The 17,149-nt window shown below is 62.0% G+C and carries 16 protein-coding genes; 8 read left to right on the top strand and 8 right to left on the bottom strand.

Annotation, left to right across the window (positions count from 1 at the left end; all coding sequences use genetic code 11):
* Positions 1-61 precede the first annotated feature (61 nt).
* The 4 genes from R4P70_RS04260 to hutG are packed head-to-tail and all read left to right on the top strand — an operon-like array spanning position 62 to position 5,435.
* Entirely contained in the window at positions 62-1,498 is a 1,437-nt protein-coding gene (locus R4P70_RS04260) for a purine-cytosine permease family protein (protein WP_019745351.1), read from the top strand.
* A gap of 43 nt (positions 1,499-1,541) precedes the next feature.
* Positions 1,542-3,215, top strand: a complete 1,674-nt coding sequence (gene hutU, locus R4P70_RS04255; protein WP_019745352.1) for a urocanate hydratase — start codon at positions 1,542-1,544, stop codon at positions 3,213-3,215.
* A gap of 37 nt (positions 3,216-3,252) precedes the next feature.
* Positions 3,253-4,443, top strand: coding sequence for an imidazolonepropionase (gene hutI / locus R4P70_RS04250; protein WP_029256288.1), 1,191 nt, complete (start codon positions 3,253-3,255; stop codon positions 4,441-4,443).
* Positions 4,444-4,466: 23 nt separating this feature from the next.
* On the top strand, positions 4,467-5,435 hold the full coding sequence (gene hutG / locus R4P70_RS04245) for a formimidoylglutamase (RefSeq protein ID WP_317830443.1): 969 nt from the start codon (positions 4,467-4,469) through the stop codon (positions 5,433-5,435).
* Here hutG and R4P70_RS04240 read toward each other — a convergent pair.
* Complete coding sequence (locus tag R4P70_RS04240) at positions 5,432-6,085, bottom strand: TetR/AcrR family transcriptional regulator (protein WP_317830442.1); 654 nt, start codon at positions 6,083-6,085, stop codon at positions 5,432-5,434. The genes hutG and R4P70_RS04240 overlap by 4 nt on opposite strands.
* A gap of 110 nt (positions 6,086-6,195) precedes the next feature.
* Here R4P70_RS04240 and R4P70_RS04235 point away from each other — a divergent pair, with 110 nt between their 5' ends.
* Positions 6,196-6,570, top strand: a complete 375-nt coding sequence (locus R4P70_RS04235) for a nitroreductase family deazaflavin-dependent oxidoreductase (RefSeq protein WP_019745356.1) — start codon at positions 6,196-6,198, stop codon at positions 6,568-6,570.
* A gap of 9 nt (positions 6,571-6,579) precedes the next feature.
* On the opposite strand, the gene R4P70_RS04230 is transcribed toward R4P70_RS04235, so the two are convergent.
* The 4 genes from R4P70_RS04230 to R4P70_RS04215 form a co-directional block, all read right to left on the bottom strand.
* Complete coding sequence (locus R4P70_RS04230) at positions 6,580-7,131, bottom strand: TetR/AcrR family transcriptional regulator (protein ID WP_021331952.1); 552 nt, start codon at positions 7,129-7,131, stop codon at positions 6,580-6,582.
* 27 nt (positions 7,132-7,158) lie between these two features.
* Positions 7,159-7,845 (bottom strand): ABC transporter ATP-binding protein, encoded by a 687-nt coding sequence (locus R4P70_RS04225; RefSeq protein ID WP_317830441.1) that lies wholly within the window; start codon positions 7,843-7,845, stop codon positions 7,159-7,161.
* The gene (locus R4P70_RS04220) at positions 7,842-8,972 is read right to left on the bottom strand and encodes an ABC transporter permease (protein ID WP_317830440.1); all 1,131 of its coding nucleotides are present in this window, start codon (positions 8,970-8,972) and stop codon (positions 7,842-7,844) included. The genes R4P70_RS04225 and R4P70_RS04220 overlap by 4 nt, the downstream gene beginning before the upstream one ends.
* A gap of 143 nt (positions 8,973-9,115) precedes the next feature.
* Entirely contained in the window at positions 9,116-10,066 is a 951-nt protein-coding gene (locus tag R4P70_RS04215; RefSeq protein WP_069145575.1) for a TauD/TfdA dioxygenase family protein, read from the bottom strand.
* A 128-nt stretch (positions 10,067-10,194) separates the two neighbouring features.
* Here R4P70_RS04215 and R4P70_RS04210 point away from each other — a divergent pair, with 128 nt between their 5' ends.
* Together R4P70_RS04210 and R4P70_RS04205 are read left to right on the top strand one after the other, a co-directional pair.
* Complete coding sequence (locus R4P70_RS04210) at positions 10,195-11,010, top strand: MerR family transcriptional regulator (protein WP_229756669.1); 816 nt, start codon at positions 10,195-10,197, stop codon at positions 11,008-11,010.
* Positions 11,011-11,109: 99 nt separating this feature from the next.
* Positions 11,110-12,651: an alpha/beta fold hydrolase gene (locus tag R4P70_RS04205; protein WP_317830439.1), complete on the top strand. Its 1,542-nt coding sequence runs from the start codon at positions 11,110-11,112 to the stop codon at positions 12,649-12,651.
* 2 nt (positions 12,652-12,653) lie between these two features.
* On the opposite strand, the gene R4P70_RS04200 is transcribed toward R4P70_RS04205, so the two are convergent.
* The 3 genes from R4P70_RS04200 to R4P70_RS04190 all read right to left on the bottom strand — a co-directional run bounded on the left by R4P70_RS04200 (position 12,654) and on the right by R4P70_RS04190 (position 16,230).
* Positions 12,654-14,174, bottom strand: coding sequence for an AMP-binding protein (locus R4P70_RS04200; RefSeq protein WP_020909196.1), 1,521 nt, complete (start codon positions 14,172-14,174; stop codon positions 12,654-12,656).
* A gap of 73 nt (positions 14,175-14,247) precedes the next feature.
* Positions 14,248-15,369: a DUF5938 domain-containing protein gene (locus R4P70_RS04195; RefSeq protein WP_317830438.1), complete on the bottom strand. Its 1,122-nt coding sequence runs from the start codon at positions 15,367-15,369 to the stop codon at positions 14,248-14,250.
* Positions 15,370-15,426: 57 nt separating this feature from the next.
* Positions 15,427-16,230 carry an SDR family NAD(P)-dependent oxidoreductase gene (locus R4P70_RS04190; protein WP_019745372.1) on the bottom strand — a complete coding sequence of 268 codons (804 nt, stop codon included), beginning with the start codon at positions 16,228-16,230 and terminating at the stop codon, positions 15,427-15,429.
* 307 nt (positions 16,231-16,537) lie between these two features.
* On the opposite strand from R4P70_RS04190, the gene R4P70_RS04185 reads away from it, so the two are divergent.
* Positions 16,538-17,140 (top strand): TetR/AcrR family transcriptional regulator, encoded by a 603-nt coding sequence (locus tag R4P70_RS04185; protein WP_371326914.1) that lies wholly within the window; start codon positions 16,538-16,540, stop codon positions 17,138-17,140.
* The last annotated feature ends 9 nt before the right edge of the window (positions 17,141-17,149 follow it).

Here is a 17,149-nt window from a genome sequence, read left to right as displayed (position 1 = left end):
GTGGGCAATACCCCGACGTCGATTCCGTCGCTCGACGGGCTCGCAGCAGAAAGACAGGCCTATGACTCACGATGGACCAGCCGAGGTCATCCTCACTCCGGAACGACGCACTATCGACGTCGTCCCGGATGCAGAACGACACGGCACCCCGCGCAGCCAGTTCACTCTCTGGTTCGGCGCCAACATGCAGATCACGGCAATCGTCGACGGTGCTCTCGCCGTCGTATTCGGCGCGGACGCCATCTGGGCAATCGTCGGACTTCTGATCGGCAACATCTTCGGTGGCGCTGTCATGGCGCTTCACTCCGCACAGGGCCCGCGCATGGGCCTCCCCCAGATGATCTCGAGTCGCGCCCAGTTCGGCGTCAAGGGAGCCGTCGTACCGCTTGTTCTCGTCATCCTGATGTACCTCGGCTTCGCTGCCACCGGCACCGTGTTGGCCGGCCAAGCCGTCAACAAGATCCTGCACATCGACAGCCCCACCGTCGGCATCGTCGTCTTCGGTCTCCTCACCGCATTCGTCGCGGTCACCGGCTACAAGCTGATCCACATCGTCGGCAGGATCGCCACCGTCGTGGGCATCGTCGGATTCTCCTACCTGGCCGTTCGACTGTTCCTCGAGTACGACGTCGCCTCGTACGTCGGTATCAAGGGCTTCGACATCGTCACCTTCCTGCTCGCGATCTCGCTGGGCGCCGGTTGGCAGCTCACGTTCGGCCCGTACGTCGCCGACTACTCGCGTTACCTGCCGCGCAGCACCTCCGAGAGCACTACCTTCTGGTCGACGTTCCTCGGTAGCGTCATCGGATCACAGTGGTCCATGACCTTCGGCGCCCTCGTCGCGGCCTGCGCCGGCGACGCGTTCCTGGGTAACCAGGTCGGCTTCATGGGAGATCTGGCCGGACCCGCTGCCATCGCCTTCCTGATCTACTTCGTCATCCTGGTCGGCAAGCTGACGGTGAACGTGCTCAACGCGTACGGCGGATTCATGTCGATCCTGACCACCGTCACAGCCTTCAACGGCCAGTCGCGAATCTCGAGCACCGCGCGCACCCTCTACATCCTCGGTTTCACCGCCGTCTCGGTGTTGATCGCGATCGCCGCCAGCGCCGACTTCCTGGACAACTTCAAGAACTTCGTCCTGGTATTGCTGATGGTGTTCACGCCGTGGAGTGCGATCAATCTGATCGACTACTACCTGATCTCCAAGGAGCGCATCGACATTCCGGCGCTCTACGACGTCAACGGTCGATACGGAGCATGGAACTTCACCGCATTGGCTTGCTACGCCGCCGGCGTTCTCGCCCAGATCCCGTTCCTCGCCCAGAAGATGTACACCGGCCCCGTCACGGACATGCTCGGCGGCGCCGACATCTCCTGGATCGTCGGCATCGTGTTCACCGGCCTGATCTACTACCCGCTCGCCAAGCGCACCAGCAATCCGCCTACATCGATGATCTACCCCGATCACACCGCGATGACCGACTCTCGCGTCTGATCCCCCAACATCTTTCGAACTTCAGTTAAGCAAGGAGAACACCATGGAAATCAGCACCCCCGGCCACGAGCCGCGCCCCGTCCGTGCTCCCCGCGGCCCCGAGCTCACGACGCTCGGTTGGCAGCAGGAGGGCGCCCTGCGCATGCTCATGAACAACCTCGACCCCGATGTTGCCGAGCACCCGGACAGCCTCGTCGTCTACGGCGGAACCGGTCGCGCAGCACGTAGTTGGGCGGCATTCGACGCCATGGTCGCCACACTGAAGACGCTGAAGAACGACGAGACCATGCTGGTGCAGTCCGGCAAGCCGGTCGGTGTCTTCCGCACCAACGAGTGGGCACCGCGAGTGCTGATCGCCAACTCCAACCTCGTCGGTGACTGGGCGAACTGGGAAGAGTTCCGCCGTCTCGAAGACCTCGGCCTGACCATGTACGGCCAGATGACCGCAGGCTCTTGGATCTACATCGGCACCCAGGGAATCCTGCAGGGCACCTACGAGACCTTCGGCGCCATTGCGAAGAAGCGCTACAACGGATCGCTCGCCGGAACGATCACGCTCACTGCAGGTCTCGGCGGAATGGGCGGCGCCCAGCCTCTCGCCGTCACCATGAACGACGGCGTCGCGATCTGCGTCGACTGCGACATCACCCGCATCGACCGTCGTATCGCCCACAAGTACCTCGACACCAAGGCCGACAGCATCGAGCACGCGCTCGAACTGGCGACAGCGGCACGCGACGCCAAGAAGCCGCTCTCCATCGGCCTCGAAGGCAATGCGGCAGAGATCTTCCCGGCGCTACTGGAGATGAAGGCCCCCATCGACATCGTGACCGACCAGACCTCGGCGCACGATCCCCTCGCCTACCTGCCGATCGGGATCGACTTCCCCGACATGAAGATCATGTCGGAGAAGGATCCGCAGAAGTTCACCGAAGATTCCCGCAACGCGATGGCCGCGCACGTCAAGGCCATGGTCGGATTCATGGACGCCGGCGCCGAGGTGTTCGACTACGGCAACTCCATCCGTGACGAGGCCCGCAAGGCCGGCTACGACCGCGCTTTCGACTTCCCCGGATTCGTTCCGGCCTACATCCGCCCGCTCTTCGAAGAAGGTCTCGGCCCCTTCCGCTGGGCAGCTCTCTCCGGTGATCCCAAGGACATCGAGGCCACCGACAAGGCCATCCTCGAACTCTTCCCCGAGAACGAGCACCTGCGTCGCTGGATCACCATGGCAGGCGAAAAGGTTGCCTTCGAGGGCCTTCCGGCCCGCATCTGCTGGCTCGGATACGGTGAGCGCCACCTCGCGGGCCTCAAGTTCAACGAGATGGTCGCCTCGGGCGAACTGTCCGCGCCGATCGCCATCGGCCGCGATCACCTCGACTCGGGATCGGTCGCCTCGCCGTACCGCGAAACCGAATCGATGATCGACGGGTCCGACGCGATCGCCGACTGGCCGCTGCTCAACGCCCTGGTCAACACCGCGTCCGGCGCTTCGTGGGTTTCACTTCACCAAGGCGGCGGCGTCGGTATGGGACGCTCCATCCACGCGGGACAGGTGTGCATCGCCGACGGCACCGAACTCGCAGCCAAGAAGCTCGAAGCGGTTCTCACCAACGATCCCGGGATGGGCGTCATCCGGCATGCGGATGCAGGATACGACCACGCCATCGACACGGCGGCCACGCGCGGCGTCCGTATCCCGATGACCGAGAACTGAAACAGCTCCACCACCTCACACTGAGTTAGGAATTACATTGACCACGAATGGTTCTCGAACCACAGTTCTGACCAACATCGGAACCCTCGTCACCAATGACCCGACTCTGGGTGAGGGCAAGCTCGGCGTACGACACGACGCGGCAATCGTTTTCGACGACGGCGTTGTTGCTTGGGTCGGCGATTCCGCCGACGCCCCGGCTGCCGATATCGGTCAGGATATCGGCGGTCGGGCCCTGCTCCCCGGTTTCGTGGAGAGTCACTCGCACCTGGTGTTCGGTGGCGAGCGGGCCGAGGAATTCGCAGCTCGCATGGCGGGCGAGAAGTACGCCGCCGGCGGCATTCGCAACACCATCGAAGCGACGCGCTCGGCCACCGACGAACAATTGCAGGCCAATGTTCGGCGCCTACTCGACGAATCCCTGCGCTCGGGCAGCACAACCGTCGAATGCAAGACCGGGTACGGGCAGAACACCGAGAGCGAACTACGCAGCGCACTGATCGCCGGACAGTTCACCGACGAGGTCACACTGCTGGCCGCCCATGTTCCACCACCCGAATATGCCGGCCGCGCCGATGATTACGTCGCCATGGCGTGCGACGAGATGATCCCTGCCTGTGCGCCACACGCAAAGTGGATCGATGTCTTCTGCGAGCGAGGAGCATTCAACCGCGAACAGGCTCATGCAGTCCTGAGCGCAGGCGTAGCCGCCGGACTGATCCCCCGCGTCCACGGCAATCAGCTCGGCGAAGGGCCAGGAGTTCAGCTCGCCGTCGAGATGGGAGCAGCGTCCGTCGACCACGTCACGTACGTCACCGCCGAGGACATCGACGCCCTGGCTCAGAGTTCCACCGTCGCAACACTGTTGCCCGGCGCCGACTTCTCCACCCGCAACAAGTACCCCGACGCACGCGCACTGCTCGACGCCGGAGTCACCGTAGCTCTGGGCGCCGACTGCAATCCCGGTACCTGTTACACCACGAGCCTTCCGTTCTGCATCGCAATTGCGGTGCGAGACATGCACATGACGCCCGCTGAGGCAGTCTGGGCAGCCACTGCAGGTGGCGCTCGGGCGCTGCAGCGCACCGACGTCGGAACCCTTTCTCTCGGAACACGTGCCGACGCCATCGCGCTCGATGCACCGTCGTACCTCCACCTCGCCTACCGCCCGGGCGTGCCACTGGTGCGCGAGGTCTGGAAAAACGGCGCACTCGCCACAAGCTACTGAAATACACTCACCGGGAGGCCGTCGTGGCAAATCAGATCGCAGTCGACATCGAACCCAAGCCGTGGACCGGGCGCTCGGACGGCACCACTGCCGAGCATCTGCGGTGGCATCATGCCGTGCAACCGTATTCAGCCGAAACAGCTCCCGGCGACTGTGTTCTGATCGGATTCTCCAGCGACGAAGGAGTCCGCCGCAACAACGGCCGCCGCGGCGCCGCGGATGGCCCGGACGCATTGCGAGCGGGGTTGGCCTCCATGGCGCTGGCCGAACCACTGCAGATTCAGGACGCGGGAACCGTTGCCGTGTCGGGTGAAGAACTCGAGGCCGGTCAGTCCGCACTCGGGAACGCCGTCAGTGCCGCGCTCGATTCGGGACACTTCCCCGTGGTTCTCGGGGGAGGACACGAAATCGCCTACGGTACATACCTCGGCGTCGCGGGCTCCGAGTTGCGAACAGCCGGAGCCAAACTCGGAATCCTCAACTTGGATGCGCACTTCGATCTACGTGGCGACCCGATCCCCAGTTCCGGCACGCCTTTTCGTCAGATCGCCGAGGACGAAGCCGCGGCAGGCACCTCACATCAGTACAGCGTGATCGGAATCAGCCAACCGAGCAACACCACTGCTCTGTTCGACACGGCTCACCGCCTTGGCGTTCGCTATCTGCTCGACGAAGAATGCGGAGTGATCGGTCGAGGCGTCGTGGATCAGTTCCTCGCAGACTTCCTCGACGACGTCGATCTGGTCTACCTGACCATCGACCTCGACGTGCTTCCCGCCGCCGTGGCGCCGGGCGTCAGCGCACCCGCGGCCTACGGCGTCAGCCTGGAAACAATCCAATACGTATGTGATCGAGTCACATCCAGCGGAAAACTCGCGGTTCTCGATGTCGCCGAACTGAACCCGAGCCTCGACATCGACAATCGCACTGCCCGGACCGCTGCTCGCCTGATCCACCGGATAGTCACCAAGCACGTGCCGGTTCGGCGCTAGGATCGGCGCGCCTCCAGCGCATCGAGGATGAGATCGAGACCGTAGGCGAACTCACTCGTGTGGTCGTAAGCCGGACTCAGACCGTGATCGACGATCATCTCGTGAAGGAAGGGCAACTCTCCAGCCGGAAGGTGCTCGAGGATGTCACTCGCAACTTCTTCGACGTCGACGGGCCCGCTGATCGGCAGATTCGCCTCCTGGAGAACATATCCGCCGATGTAACTGTCGATCAGCGAGGCTCCGTGGGCGGCCATCGGCAGCGTGAACCCGGCCTTCCGGAGGACTCCGAGCACAGCGTCGAGATGACGCAGGGTCGCCGAGCCAGGGTTGCGTCGCGAATCCAGCAAACCGAGAGCCCAACGGTGCTGCGACAGGACTGTGCGAGCGGAAAAGGCGCGTCCACGGATTGCATCTCGCCAATCCGCACACTCGCCGTCGGGTAGGTCGATCGCCTCGAAGACCGCATCGACGAGGCCGTCGAGAATCGCATCTTTGTTGGGCACGTGGTGGTAGAGCGACATCGCCTCGATGCCCAACTCCTGGGCCACCCGTCGCATCGTGACGGCCTCGACACCACCCGCGTCGGCAACGCGGATCGCACCCTCGATTACGCGAGTCCTGTTCAGCGACTGTCGCGGCTGCCGTGACACACAGACTCCCCTCCGAGGAACGAATACGTTGACAACCTTACATCCGTAAGTCACCCTTACAGGTGTAAGCCAGCCTTACGTTCGTAAGGCGCTCGCGAAGGGAGACCGCAATGCCGATGCCGAGATGGTGGGGACACGTCAACAAGCGAGTGTTCAATCCTCGCGCGATCTCGAGCGGGAAATGGCCGATACTGACACACGTCGGACGCACATCCGGCACGACCTACCGGACACCTCTCGACGCCTATCCGGTCGAGGGTGGCTACGTCTTCATTCTGGTGTACGGATCAGGCTCGGACTGGGTGCAGAACGTCTTGAAAGCGGGGAGCGCTCGACTGTCGGTCGACGAGACGGAGGTGAGCCTCGGCGCCCCGCGCCTCGTCGCGAAAGACGAAGCATTTCAAGCACTTTCCTCAGACGTCTCCCAACCCCCGAGGCTGCTCCGCATCACCGAGTACCTTCGGATGGATCTGATTACGGCCTGAGGCTGCCATTCACGCGAGGACCTCACGCACGGCGGACCTGACTTCGTCCATGCTGCAACCGGATTCGATCAGTTCAGTACCCGTATGCACCAGCGAGTTGATCAACTTGGCGGTGAGCTTCGGGTCCGACACGCCACGGAGGCGAAGGGCCTCGACAAGCGGAAGCACAAGACTGTCGTGCATTTCCATGATCCGCGAATCTCGAAACGTTTGCGGGGTCAGCGTCGCCAGCGCTCCGACTATCGCATGCTCCCCGTCGGCTACCAGTTGGAGGTTTGCCTCGACGTACGCCCATACCGGATCGTCTGCGCCTGCCATCGCCTCGACGATCTTGTCGTTCCAGCGCGGGAACATGTCTTCGACGACGGCACTGAGGAGATCTTCTCGGGACCGGAAGTAGTGGTAGGCACTCGACCTGGCGAGCCCGGCCTTCGCTGCCACCTCACCGAGCCCCGGCGGCCGGTCCGGGGTCTCGGACAGAAGAGCGTGTGCAGCGTCGAGGAGGGCACGGCGCTGAGCAGCACGATGCTCGACCACAGTGGGGGCATCGATCCTCGGCACCGAATCTCCTCCAGTCCCCTTGCGGGCTTACTCGCTCTGACGCAATCGACCGTCAACCATTTCGAGGATGCGGTCGCAGTGCCCGAGCACGTCGTGATCGTGGGTCACCATGATCGTAGCGACGCCGGCCTCGTGAGTTTCGCGCGAGAGCAGTTCAACCACCTCATGGCTACGTTTTCGGTCGAGAGCAGCCGTCGGCTCGTCGACGAGCAGTAGCGAGGGATTGCTCATCAATGCCCGAGCGATACCGACGCGCTGTCGTTCGCCGCCGGAGAGTTGACCAGGTCGACGATCCGCACGGTGGCTCATACCGACCGAGTCGAGCAATTCCTCGGGATCGCGCCCCGGCCGCCCCGTGAGCTTGGGAATCAGCCGAAGCTGATCGCGCGCCGTCAGCGCTGGAATCAGATTGCCGGATTGAAAGACGAAGCCGACCTTGTCTCGTCGAAGTTTGGCCAATGCACGGGCCGGCATCGCCGACACGTCGACGCCGTCGATGACAATCGTTCCACTCGACGGCCGACCGAGTCCGCCTGCCACAGCGAGCAAGCTCGACTTTCCAGCCCCTGACGGCCCGACGATCGCGACGAGTTCGCCGCCCGCGACCTCGAGGTCCACGTTGTCGAGGGCGAGCACTGTGAAGTCACCGTCACCGAATCGAAGACTGACAGCGGTCAATACCAGTCCGGTAGTGGTTTTTTCGACTGTGGTCATCGGTTTTCCCCCAATGCGGTGAGCGGGTTGACACGCGTAACGCGGACGATGGAAACGGCTGCGCCGATCAGCCCGAGTACCGCCAAGAGCACTGCGCCGTTGACGACAGGGCCGGACTCCAGAGCGAACGGCATCCCACCGCCTTCGAGTCCCGAGCCGAGCCCCAAGCCCAGCAACACACCGATGCCGATGGAACCAAGCAGCACTACCAGTGCCTGTGCCATGCCGTCGCGAAGCAGGAAGCCGGTGGAGGCTCCCATCGCACGCAACACTGCGAGTTCGCGACCACGCTGAACTGTCCAGATACTGAAGAATGCGCCGACGACCAGTGCGGAGATCGCGTACAGAAACGCCTTGATCATCGACATTGTCATCATTTCCGCGGAGAAGCCCGGTGAGGAGTCGAAAGATTCCTCGAGCGTCTTTGCGGACGTTCCCGCCGCCGCATCTCCCGACACGAGGTCCGGCACTACATCGTCCAGGCCCCGAATCGCAACGACACTCGCTTCGGAATAGGCACTGGCGTTGGCGGTTTCGCCGATCTTGGCACCGGTGTGAACCTCCTGCCAGGTACGCAGGGGCAGGTAGGCGACGTCGACGTGACCGAAAGTGCGCTTGTCTTCGGTGAATCCGACAACTGTCAGCTCCGTACCGAGTCGATCGAGTATCACGGTGTCACCGATCGCAACACCGTCGTCGCGGAAAGTAGAGCTGACGATGATGTCCGTGTCGGCTTGCAGTCCCCTCCCGTCGGCGGTGACGGGCTCGAGGAAGGAGCCAGGTTCGATGCCGAAGAGCGTGAGATCGACAGGCGTACCACTGCGAGTTTTTGCATTGACGATCATGTTGCCGAAGAGCTCGGCGTCTTGGACATCCGGTTGCGCGCGCCATGCCTGCGCCTGCTCTTCGGTGACGACCGACCGTGAAAAAGCAGAGTCTGCCTTCGTGTCCGGAGCGAAGGCGAATGCCTGGATCGGTGTCCGTTGCAAAGCGGACACACCATCATTGACCAGGCCGGACGAGAGGCCGGACAGGATCACCATCAGGATCGAGATGAGGGCAACCACGGCGCCCATCAAGAGGAATCGATTTCGCGCAAACCACAGTTCACGCAGGGCGAGGAACATTCGGGAAGCTCCAAAGTCGTCGGTGCGAGTTACGCCGACTTTTATCGACGCCTTGTCGAAATCATATCGACAAGGCGTCGAAAAAATATGTGAGGTGCGTTACTACTGTTCGTAGTAGACATCGTGAAGCGCTGAGCGCCGTATCAGCCCCCGACGCCCACGGGCCGATCGCCGACAATCGAGATTCGATCCATCACACGACGAGCCGGGAAGTAGTCACTGGCCGCGTAATGCTGGCAGGTCCGATTGTCCCAGAAGGCAACAGTATTCGGCTCCCACTTCAGTCGGACCTGGAATTCCGGACGATTGACGTGGCGATACAGCATCGTGAGAAGTTCGTTCGATTCCTCTTCGGATACACCCAAGATCCGTTGCGTGAAGGTCATGTTGACGAACAACACCCGCCTGCCGCTTTCCGGAATGACCCGAACCACCGGATGCTCCACCGCGGGGAACTTCGGACGCAACATCTCGACCGCATCCGCCGGCATCGACCTACCGAACGAGTTGATCCAATCATGTTCTGCAACAAGCGGGTCGATACGCTTCCTGACGTCTTCCGGAAGCAGATCGTAGGCAGCAGCGGTGTCAGCCCACAACGTGTCACCACCCACCTCTGGCACCTCGACTGCACGAAGTACGGCGGCAAACGAAGGAAACTCGTGCCACGTCACGTCGTTGTGCCAGTTGTTCTCGACGCCGCCGACCATCGCATCCTTGGCCAGCGTCGTGACATCGACGTCCGTCTGCCCTGGCTGCGTGTACTTGAAGAACGGATGCTGTTCGAGATCGCCCCAACGCTCGGCAAAAGCTCGATGTTCTGCTCGGCCGAGGTCCTGATCCCGAAAGAAGAGGACTTTCCATTCGAGGAGAGCGCGGCGAAGTTCCGCAATCACGGCATCAGACAGGTCCCCACCGAGTCGAATGCCGGAGATTTCCGCTCCGATCGTCGGCGTGACCGCCTTGACCGCAAAGTGTTCGTACGGCGCCGGAACTACGGACTCGGGATTCCGGCGAGCGACAAGTGGACCATAGGCAGCAAGCGGATCGGTGGGGATCGGAAAGATCGTTGCCGCAGGCAAAAGGGTAGCCATCAAGGCACTTCCTCGGAATCGACGATGTCGTAACGGACAAAATCCAGATTAAGGCCATGTCCTTAACGTGTCAACGGTCACGTTCTCCGGCGCGCACCTTGACCCTGACGCCGCGTCAGGGTTGGAGAATGGTTTCCACAGACGAAATCCGAATCGACAAACGGGAGGGCGAGGCGATGATGACCATCGGCGAGCTGGCGAATCTGGCCGGCACCACCGTCAGATCCGTGCGCTACTACCACTCGAACGGGCTTCTCGAAGAACCACAACGCCAACCCAACGGCTACCGCATGTACCGGGCGGTGGACCTGGCACGACTGAGCCGCATCCGCCGCCTGCGCGATCTGGGGATTCCTGTTGCCAAGATCGCCGAACTGCTCGACGGCGACGCTCACGACACCCGGTCCGCACTCGACGCACTCGACAAGGAACTGGCAGCCAAGGCCGAACAGATCGCGGTTCAACGTGCTCACATCGAGTCGCTACGCCGCAACGCCGATCCCGAACTACCCGACGCGTTTTCGGAAGTGCTCGCACAGTATGTCGTTGCCGGTGCACCGACAGCGTGGATCGACAACGAGCGCGAACTCCTGATCCTCGCGCTCACCGTCTCCGGGGGTGATCCCGAAGTCTGCGATTCACTCCTGAGCGCACACCGCCGGGCGTTGGCGACGCCGAACCGCAAGCAGGCAATCGAATTGATTACTCGCATGTGCGCCCTCACCGACGCTCCTGCGGACGCCGACACGATTGCGGCCCTTGCCATTCAGTTCTGCGATTTCACCGAGAGAGTGCTTCCTGAACAGGCCGCACCGGAACGCCCTTCACCCACCCGGTTGGTAGCGGTGCTGCGCGAGCACCAAGCAGATCGAAGAACCCCGACCCAGGAAAGATTCGCGAAGGCTGTAGCGGCCGAGTTCGCTGCCCGCCAGTCTCGACCCTGAAACTCCGCCACTGAATCCCCACATCGGAAGTGGGGTGATCAACGCTGCCCGAAAATGGGCTCGAAACAAGGACACGACACGACAATGACTGGATCCATCATGCCCAGATCACGCACGCCTCGACCACGAAAGTGGCTGGCTACCACAATCGCCGCCGCCGCACTCGCAGTACCTGCACTGGCGGCGTGCTCGGATCCTGCTGCTCCGCAGGAAGATCCACAATCGTATCTCAGCGCGTTCTACGACCAGGATGTCGAATGGGGGCCATGCGCCACAGACACCGGAACATCGACGGCAAGTGACTGCGCCATGGTCACAGTACCTTTGGACTATTCCGCCCCTGACGGCAAGACGATCGAAGTGGCGATCTCGCGGGTCGCGTCCACCGACCCCGCACAGCGACGCGGGATCTTGCTCACCAACCCTGGTGGCCCGGGTGGCCGAGGACTGGGATTGCCCGAGATTCTGAATGCCGGGATGACACCGGAAGTCGCAGCGGCATACGACGTCATCGGCATGGACACCCGAGGGCTCGGCAAGAGCACGCCGATCGACTGCGGCGTCGAGCAGATGACATGGATGCGTTCACCGGGTACCACAGAGGAAGGGTGGAACGAAAGTGTTGCGCTCGCACGCGAGGCCGCTGACACATGCTGGGACAAGTACCCGGACTATCTGCCGCACATCAATACTCAGAACATCGCCCGCGACCTCGACGTGATTCGTGGTGCCCTCGACCAGGAGAAGGCGTCGTACTTCGGGTGGTCGTACGGCACATACCTTGGTGCGACCTATGCTCAAATGTTCCCAGACAGGATCGACCGTGTGGTTCTCGACAGCGCACCGGACCCGAAGAAATACGGATACGAGATGTTCCAGGACATGGGCCCGGCCAATGAGAAAGCGATCGACGGATTCTCACAGTGGGCAGCAGAACGCAATTCCACCTATGCACTCGGATCGACGCCCGCCGAAGTTCGCGCCCTCATCGAGAAGCTGATCTCGGACGCTGCCACCACTCCGATTCAGATCGGTGACTACGCCGTCGACGATCACGTCCTTCCATTCCTGATGTACGTCAACGGAACCGGGGACACCGAAAAGGAAAGCGAGGCATTCGCGCAGGTATTGGTTCAGTTGCGCGAACTCGCCGCAGGCAAGACCGTCGAGGACATCCATCCCCAGCTGACGGGACTGATGCAGGCGTGGTTCCAGACCGAATTGGGGACCGGCCCTGACTATGCCGGAACAATCGCCATTGTCTGCGGAGACGTGTCGATGCCGAGCGATCCCGCGTGGTATCGCAACAAGTTGGAGGAGCACCGTGCTGATCAGCCGATCTTCGCCGGCACGCACAACACGATCATGCCCTGCGCGTTCTGGCGCAGTGAGGCCCCGAAGCGGATCGACATCGACAACAACGTTCCGGCATTGCAGATCCAGGCAACCGGTGACACCCGCACGACGTACGACGAAGGCCTCGGCATGCATGAAGCGATGAAAGGCTCACGGCTCGTGACAGTTCCAGGCCGCACTCATGCGGTGTTCCCGGGCTACGCGAATACTTGCGCGAACGCCGCCGTCAACTCGTACCTGCTCGACGGCTCACTGCCCGCCGAAGACGTGGTGTGCGAGTCGTGATCTCAGCCAGTCAGCTCGCTCTTGATCTCGTTCTTGAGAACTTTGCCGACCTTGGAGCGAGGTAGATCGTCCCAGACGATGACTTGCTTCGGAGTCTTCACACTTCCGATGCGAGACTTCACGAAAGCCATCACCTCGGCGCCGTCGATGTCTGCGCCGAGGTGTGGCTGCACCACTGCCACAACACGTTCGCCCCACTTGTCGTCCGGCAACCCGATCACTCCGCAGTCCTGAATCCCCGGGTACGCCATGAGGGCCTGCTCCACCTCGACCGAATAGACGTTGAAACCGCCGGTGATGATCATGTCCTTCGCACGATCGACGATGAACAGGAAATTGTCCTCGTCCAGGTACCCGATGTCGCCGGTGTGATGCCAGCCGTGGGCTGACGCTTCCGCCGTTGCGTCGGGGTTCTTGTAATAACCCGCCATCACCAACGAACTGCGAATCACCACCTCACCACGCTCGCCACGTCCGAGCAGCGCGCCTTTGTCGTCCATGATCCCCACGGTCACCAGCGGCGACGGTCGACCCGCCGACGAGAGTCGCGACGTTGCGACAGTGCCGTCCGGGCCGAAGTGCTCCTTCGGTGACATCGTCGAGATCATCATGGGGGCTTCGCTCTGCCCGAACAGCTGAGCCATGACCGGTCCGATCTTGTCGATCGCCTCCTCTAGCCTGGTCGGGGAGATCGGTGCCGCGCCGTACCAGAAACACTGCAGCGAGCTACGATCCGTTACCGCGAGGTCCTCGTGCTCGAGCAACATGTAGATGAGCGTCGGCGGCAGGAAGGTGTGAGTCACCTTGTGCTTCTGAACGTTCGCGAGGAAGTACCCGAGATCGGGCTTCGGCATGATCACCACTTCGCCGCCGAGGGCCATGATCGGGAAGCACAAAACACCGGCGGCGTGAGTCAACGGCGCCAACGCCAGATACACCGGGCGCCCCTCGAATGGATAACTCATCAAAGTGATTGCAGTCATCGTCTCGATGTTGTGCCCGGTCAACATCACGCCTTTGGGGCGGCCCGTCGTACCACCGGTACCGACCAGCATGGTGACGTCGTCGGGCGCCGCGACATCGAGTTCTTCTTCCCCGAGCCAGCTTTCGAGGGACTGTGCCGAATCCCATTCGCCGTCGATACAGACGAGCGTCACCAACTGTGGAAGCGCGTCCTTGATCTGGTCGACGAGCGGCGCATAGGACTTCTGGAAGAACAGAGCGCGACAATCGAACAGATCCAACAGGTCTCGGTTCTCCGCAGCTTCGTTGCGGGGGTTGATCGGGCACCAGACCGCGCCAGCCCTACTGATACCGAATACGCAGGAGAACGAGATCGGGTCATTGCCGGACAAAATCGCGACCTTCTCGCCCGCCGCGATGCCCGAAGCAGCGAGCGAAGCTGCGAAGCGTCGGCTGAACTGTTGCACCTCGCTGTAGGAGAGAGTGCGCTCCCCCATCGTCAAACACGGTGCGGTGGAACCAAGAGAGGCTCCCTTGTCGAGATAGTCGGTCAAACGCATGGGGAGCCTCCAGGGCGGGGCTCCCGGCGCGATGCACGCCGGGAGCCGTGAACATGATGACGAGGGCGACGAGCTAGGCGTTGATGATTACTTCCGGCTCCAGAGCCAGCCCGAAACTACGTAGCGCGCCAAGCAGTTCGCGATGGCCGAACGCCTGGCAGGCCGAGGCAAGCCCGGTCCGCTTGGGCGCCTGCTGAAGCAACGAATGCGCTGCATAGGCGTGCAGGAGGCCCGTCTGCTTGTAGTTGCAGTTTCCGTGAATCACGACGTGCGAGCGACCCAGCGGACCCGACGCGTAGACGGAGTCGAGTGAGGTGTTGATGCGCGGATTTTCACGAGGGGGCATACCCGCCTGAACCGAACCGGCGATCTCGGCCAAGGCGGCTTCCTGCTCGTCGGCGGGCAGGGTCTTGATCTGCTCCTCCACGATCTTCTGTGTCGCGACAACACCTTCCATCACGGTGCGGTCGAACACCCCGCCCGCAGCCTTGACGTTGGAAACTCGCGGATCGTTCTTGAACCACACGGGGTGGCAAGTTCCGCCCCACGGCAATGCAAGCGCAGTTTCGTGCTGGCCAGGAACGACGACGTCGAAAGTCTGGCCGGGCGCCCACTGCACGTACTTGTTCTGCTCGAGGTAGTACCAGTTCGCTTTGAGGATGGTGAAGATCGTCTGAGTGGAGGCATAGGTGGGAAATCCCTTCCACAGCACGAGAATGTCGAGCGTATCGAGACCCGGCGTTTCCAGTGCGATGTTGGCCGCGATCTCACCGGTGGTGTACATCTGCGCGATACCGGGCGAGAGAAGCAGACCCTTCTCCTGGTACTTGTCGCCGAATTTCTCCTGGACGTCGAGTACCCAGTCCTGCTCACCGGTGGTGTCCATGTAGTGGCAACCGGCATTCAACGCAGCCTCGACGACGGTGCCGCCAAGCTTGATGAACGGCCCGACCATGTTGCTGACAACCTGTGCGCCGGTGAACAGTTCAGTGAGCGCCTCGACGGTGTGCTCGACCTCGACGACCTCGTGATCGACGGTGTCCAAACCGGGGATCTTGTCGAGGACCTCTTGGATGCGAGCGGCGTCGCGACCGGCTGCGATGAACGGGATGTTGAACTCGCGCAGGTATTCACACACCAGACGGCCGGTGTACCCGGAGACGCCGTAGACGATGACTGGCTTCTTTTCGGACATGTTCGTGGAACCTTTCGAAGACGTGAGGAGGGTGTACGTGCGAATGGGGAGGGCGAGTTACATGCCCATGCCACCGTCGACCGGTAGGCCGATTCCGGTGATGAATCGCGCGGCGTCGGAGGACAAGAACACCACGGCGTCAGCCATGTCGTTCACTTCACCGAGGCGGCCGAGCGGGGTGAGACCGATGACGTCGCCGACTGCCGCTTCGGCACTGGGCCACAGGCCGAGCTTCTCCATGTCCGCCGCGAGTCCGAGACCCATCTCCGTGGCGACGAGGCCCGGGTAGATGCAGTTGACGCGGACTCCGTAGCCGAGCTTGCCCGACTCGGCGGCGGCAACTCTGGTGAAGCGATCGACCGCGGACTTGGTCGCGGAGTATCCACTTATCCCGGGAAACGGAATGGTTGCGGCCACTGAAGAGATGTTGATGATGGAGCCGCCGGTTCCGGCTACGCCACCCGGACGCATGCTGCGCAGTCCGTGTTTAGTTCCGAGCGCTGTTCCGAGGATGTTGACCTCACACATACGGCGGATGTCGCCCGGATCGAGGTCAACCACCAGCGAGGAAATCTCGATGCCTGCGTTGTTGACGAGGATGTCGAAGCCGCCGAGAGTCTCCGCGGTGGCGGCGACTGCCTCTTCCCAGTTGGCGTCGTCGGTGACGTCCAGCTTTACGAACCCGGTTTTGACTCCGCCCGAACCAACGGCCTCTGCGGTGGCACGACCTTCGTCTTCGAGAACATCGCCGATCATCACCGACGCCCCCGCCTTCGCCAACGCCTCAGCCATTCCGGCTCCGAGCCCCTTGGCACCACCTGTGACCAGCGCTTTTCGTCCCTCGAGATCAAACACGCTCATTTTCGACTGCCTCCATGACTGAAACGACTCTCGCGATGCCACCGTTCACAGCGACGCTGCCAAGTGGTGTGAGTCACAGAGTATTCAACTTTGGACGAGTGTCAAGAGAAATCTTGACGACTGTCAAGATTTTGTTACACGCTCGTCAAAGACCAGGGGTTACACTGATTCGGACGCGGCGATCGTGCCGCTGTGGAAATCGCAGGGAACAGGACGTGCCATCGTGACCACGACAGTCGAGAAGCCAAGTGGGGCAGGAAAAAAGGCGGTTCCTGTCTCTTCGGAGAAGCGGTCCAACGCAGACAAGGTGTCACGTCGTCAGGTCGACAAATTCTCCGAGCGACGTGATCAACTGGCCGAGGCCGCACTGCAAACGCTGGCCGAACTGGGCTACGCACGCACGAGCCTGCGCGAAATCGCCCAGAATTCGGAGTTCTCACACGGCGTCCTGCACTACTACTTCAGCGACAAGGTCGATCTCATCACCCACTGCGTGCGCCACTACAAGGCACGCTGCGTCACCCGCTACGACGGCATCGTCGCCACCGCTCAGACGCCGGAGGAACTGAAAACGGGTTTCGGCGCGCTGCTCGCCGAGACCATGATCGACGAGCCGACGATGCACCGCCTCTGGTACGACCTGCGCGCGCAGTCGATGTTCGAGGAGTCGTTCCGAACCGACGTGGCCGCGATCGACGAGAGTCTCGAAAACATGATCTGGCGCATCGTCTCTCGCTATTCCGAGCTTCTCGACGTGGAGCCCTCGGTCACCTCGCCGGCGATGTACGCGATCTTCGACGGCCTGTTCCAGCAGAGTCTTCTTCGCCACCTGTCCGGTGATCAGACTGCCGCGAACTATCTTTCGGAGAGCGTCCAGCAGATGCTGCCCATGGTAGTGCCCACACCCTGAGCCGGCACC

Origin of the sequence: Rhodococcus sp. IEGM 1241, from assembly GCF_033142365.1 — a bacterium.
GTDB lineage: Bacteria > Actinomycetota > Actinomycetes > Mycobacteriales > Mycobacteriaceae > Rhodococcus_F > Rhodococcus_F erythropolis.
The sequence above is the reverse complement of the archived record's forward strand: the minus strand, read 5'-3'. Positions and strand labels throughout refer to the sequence as shown.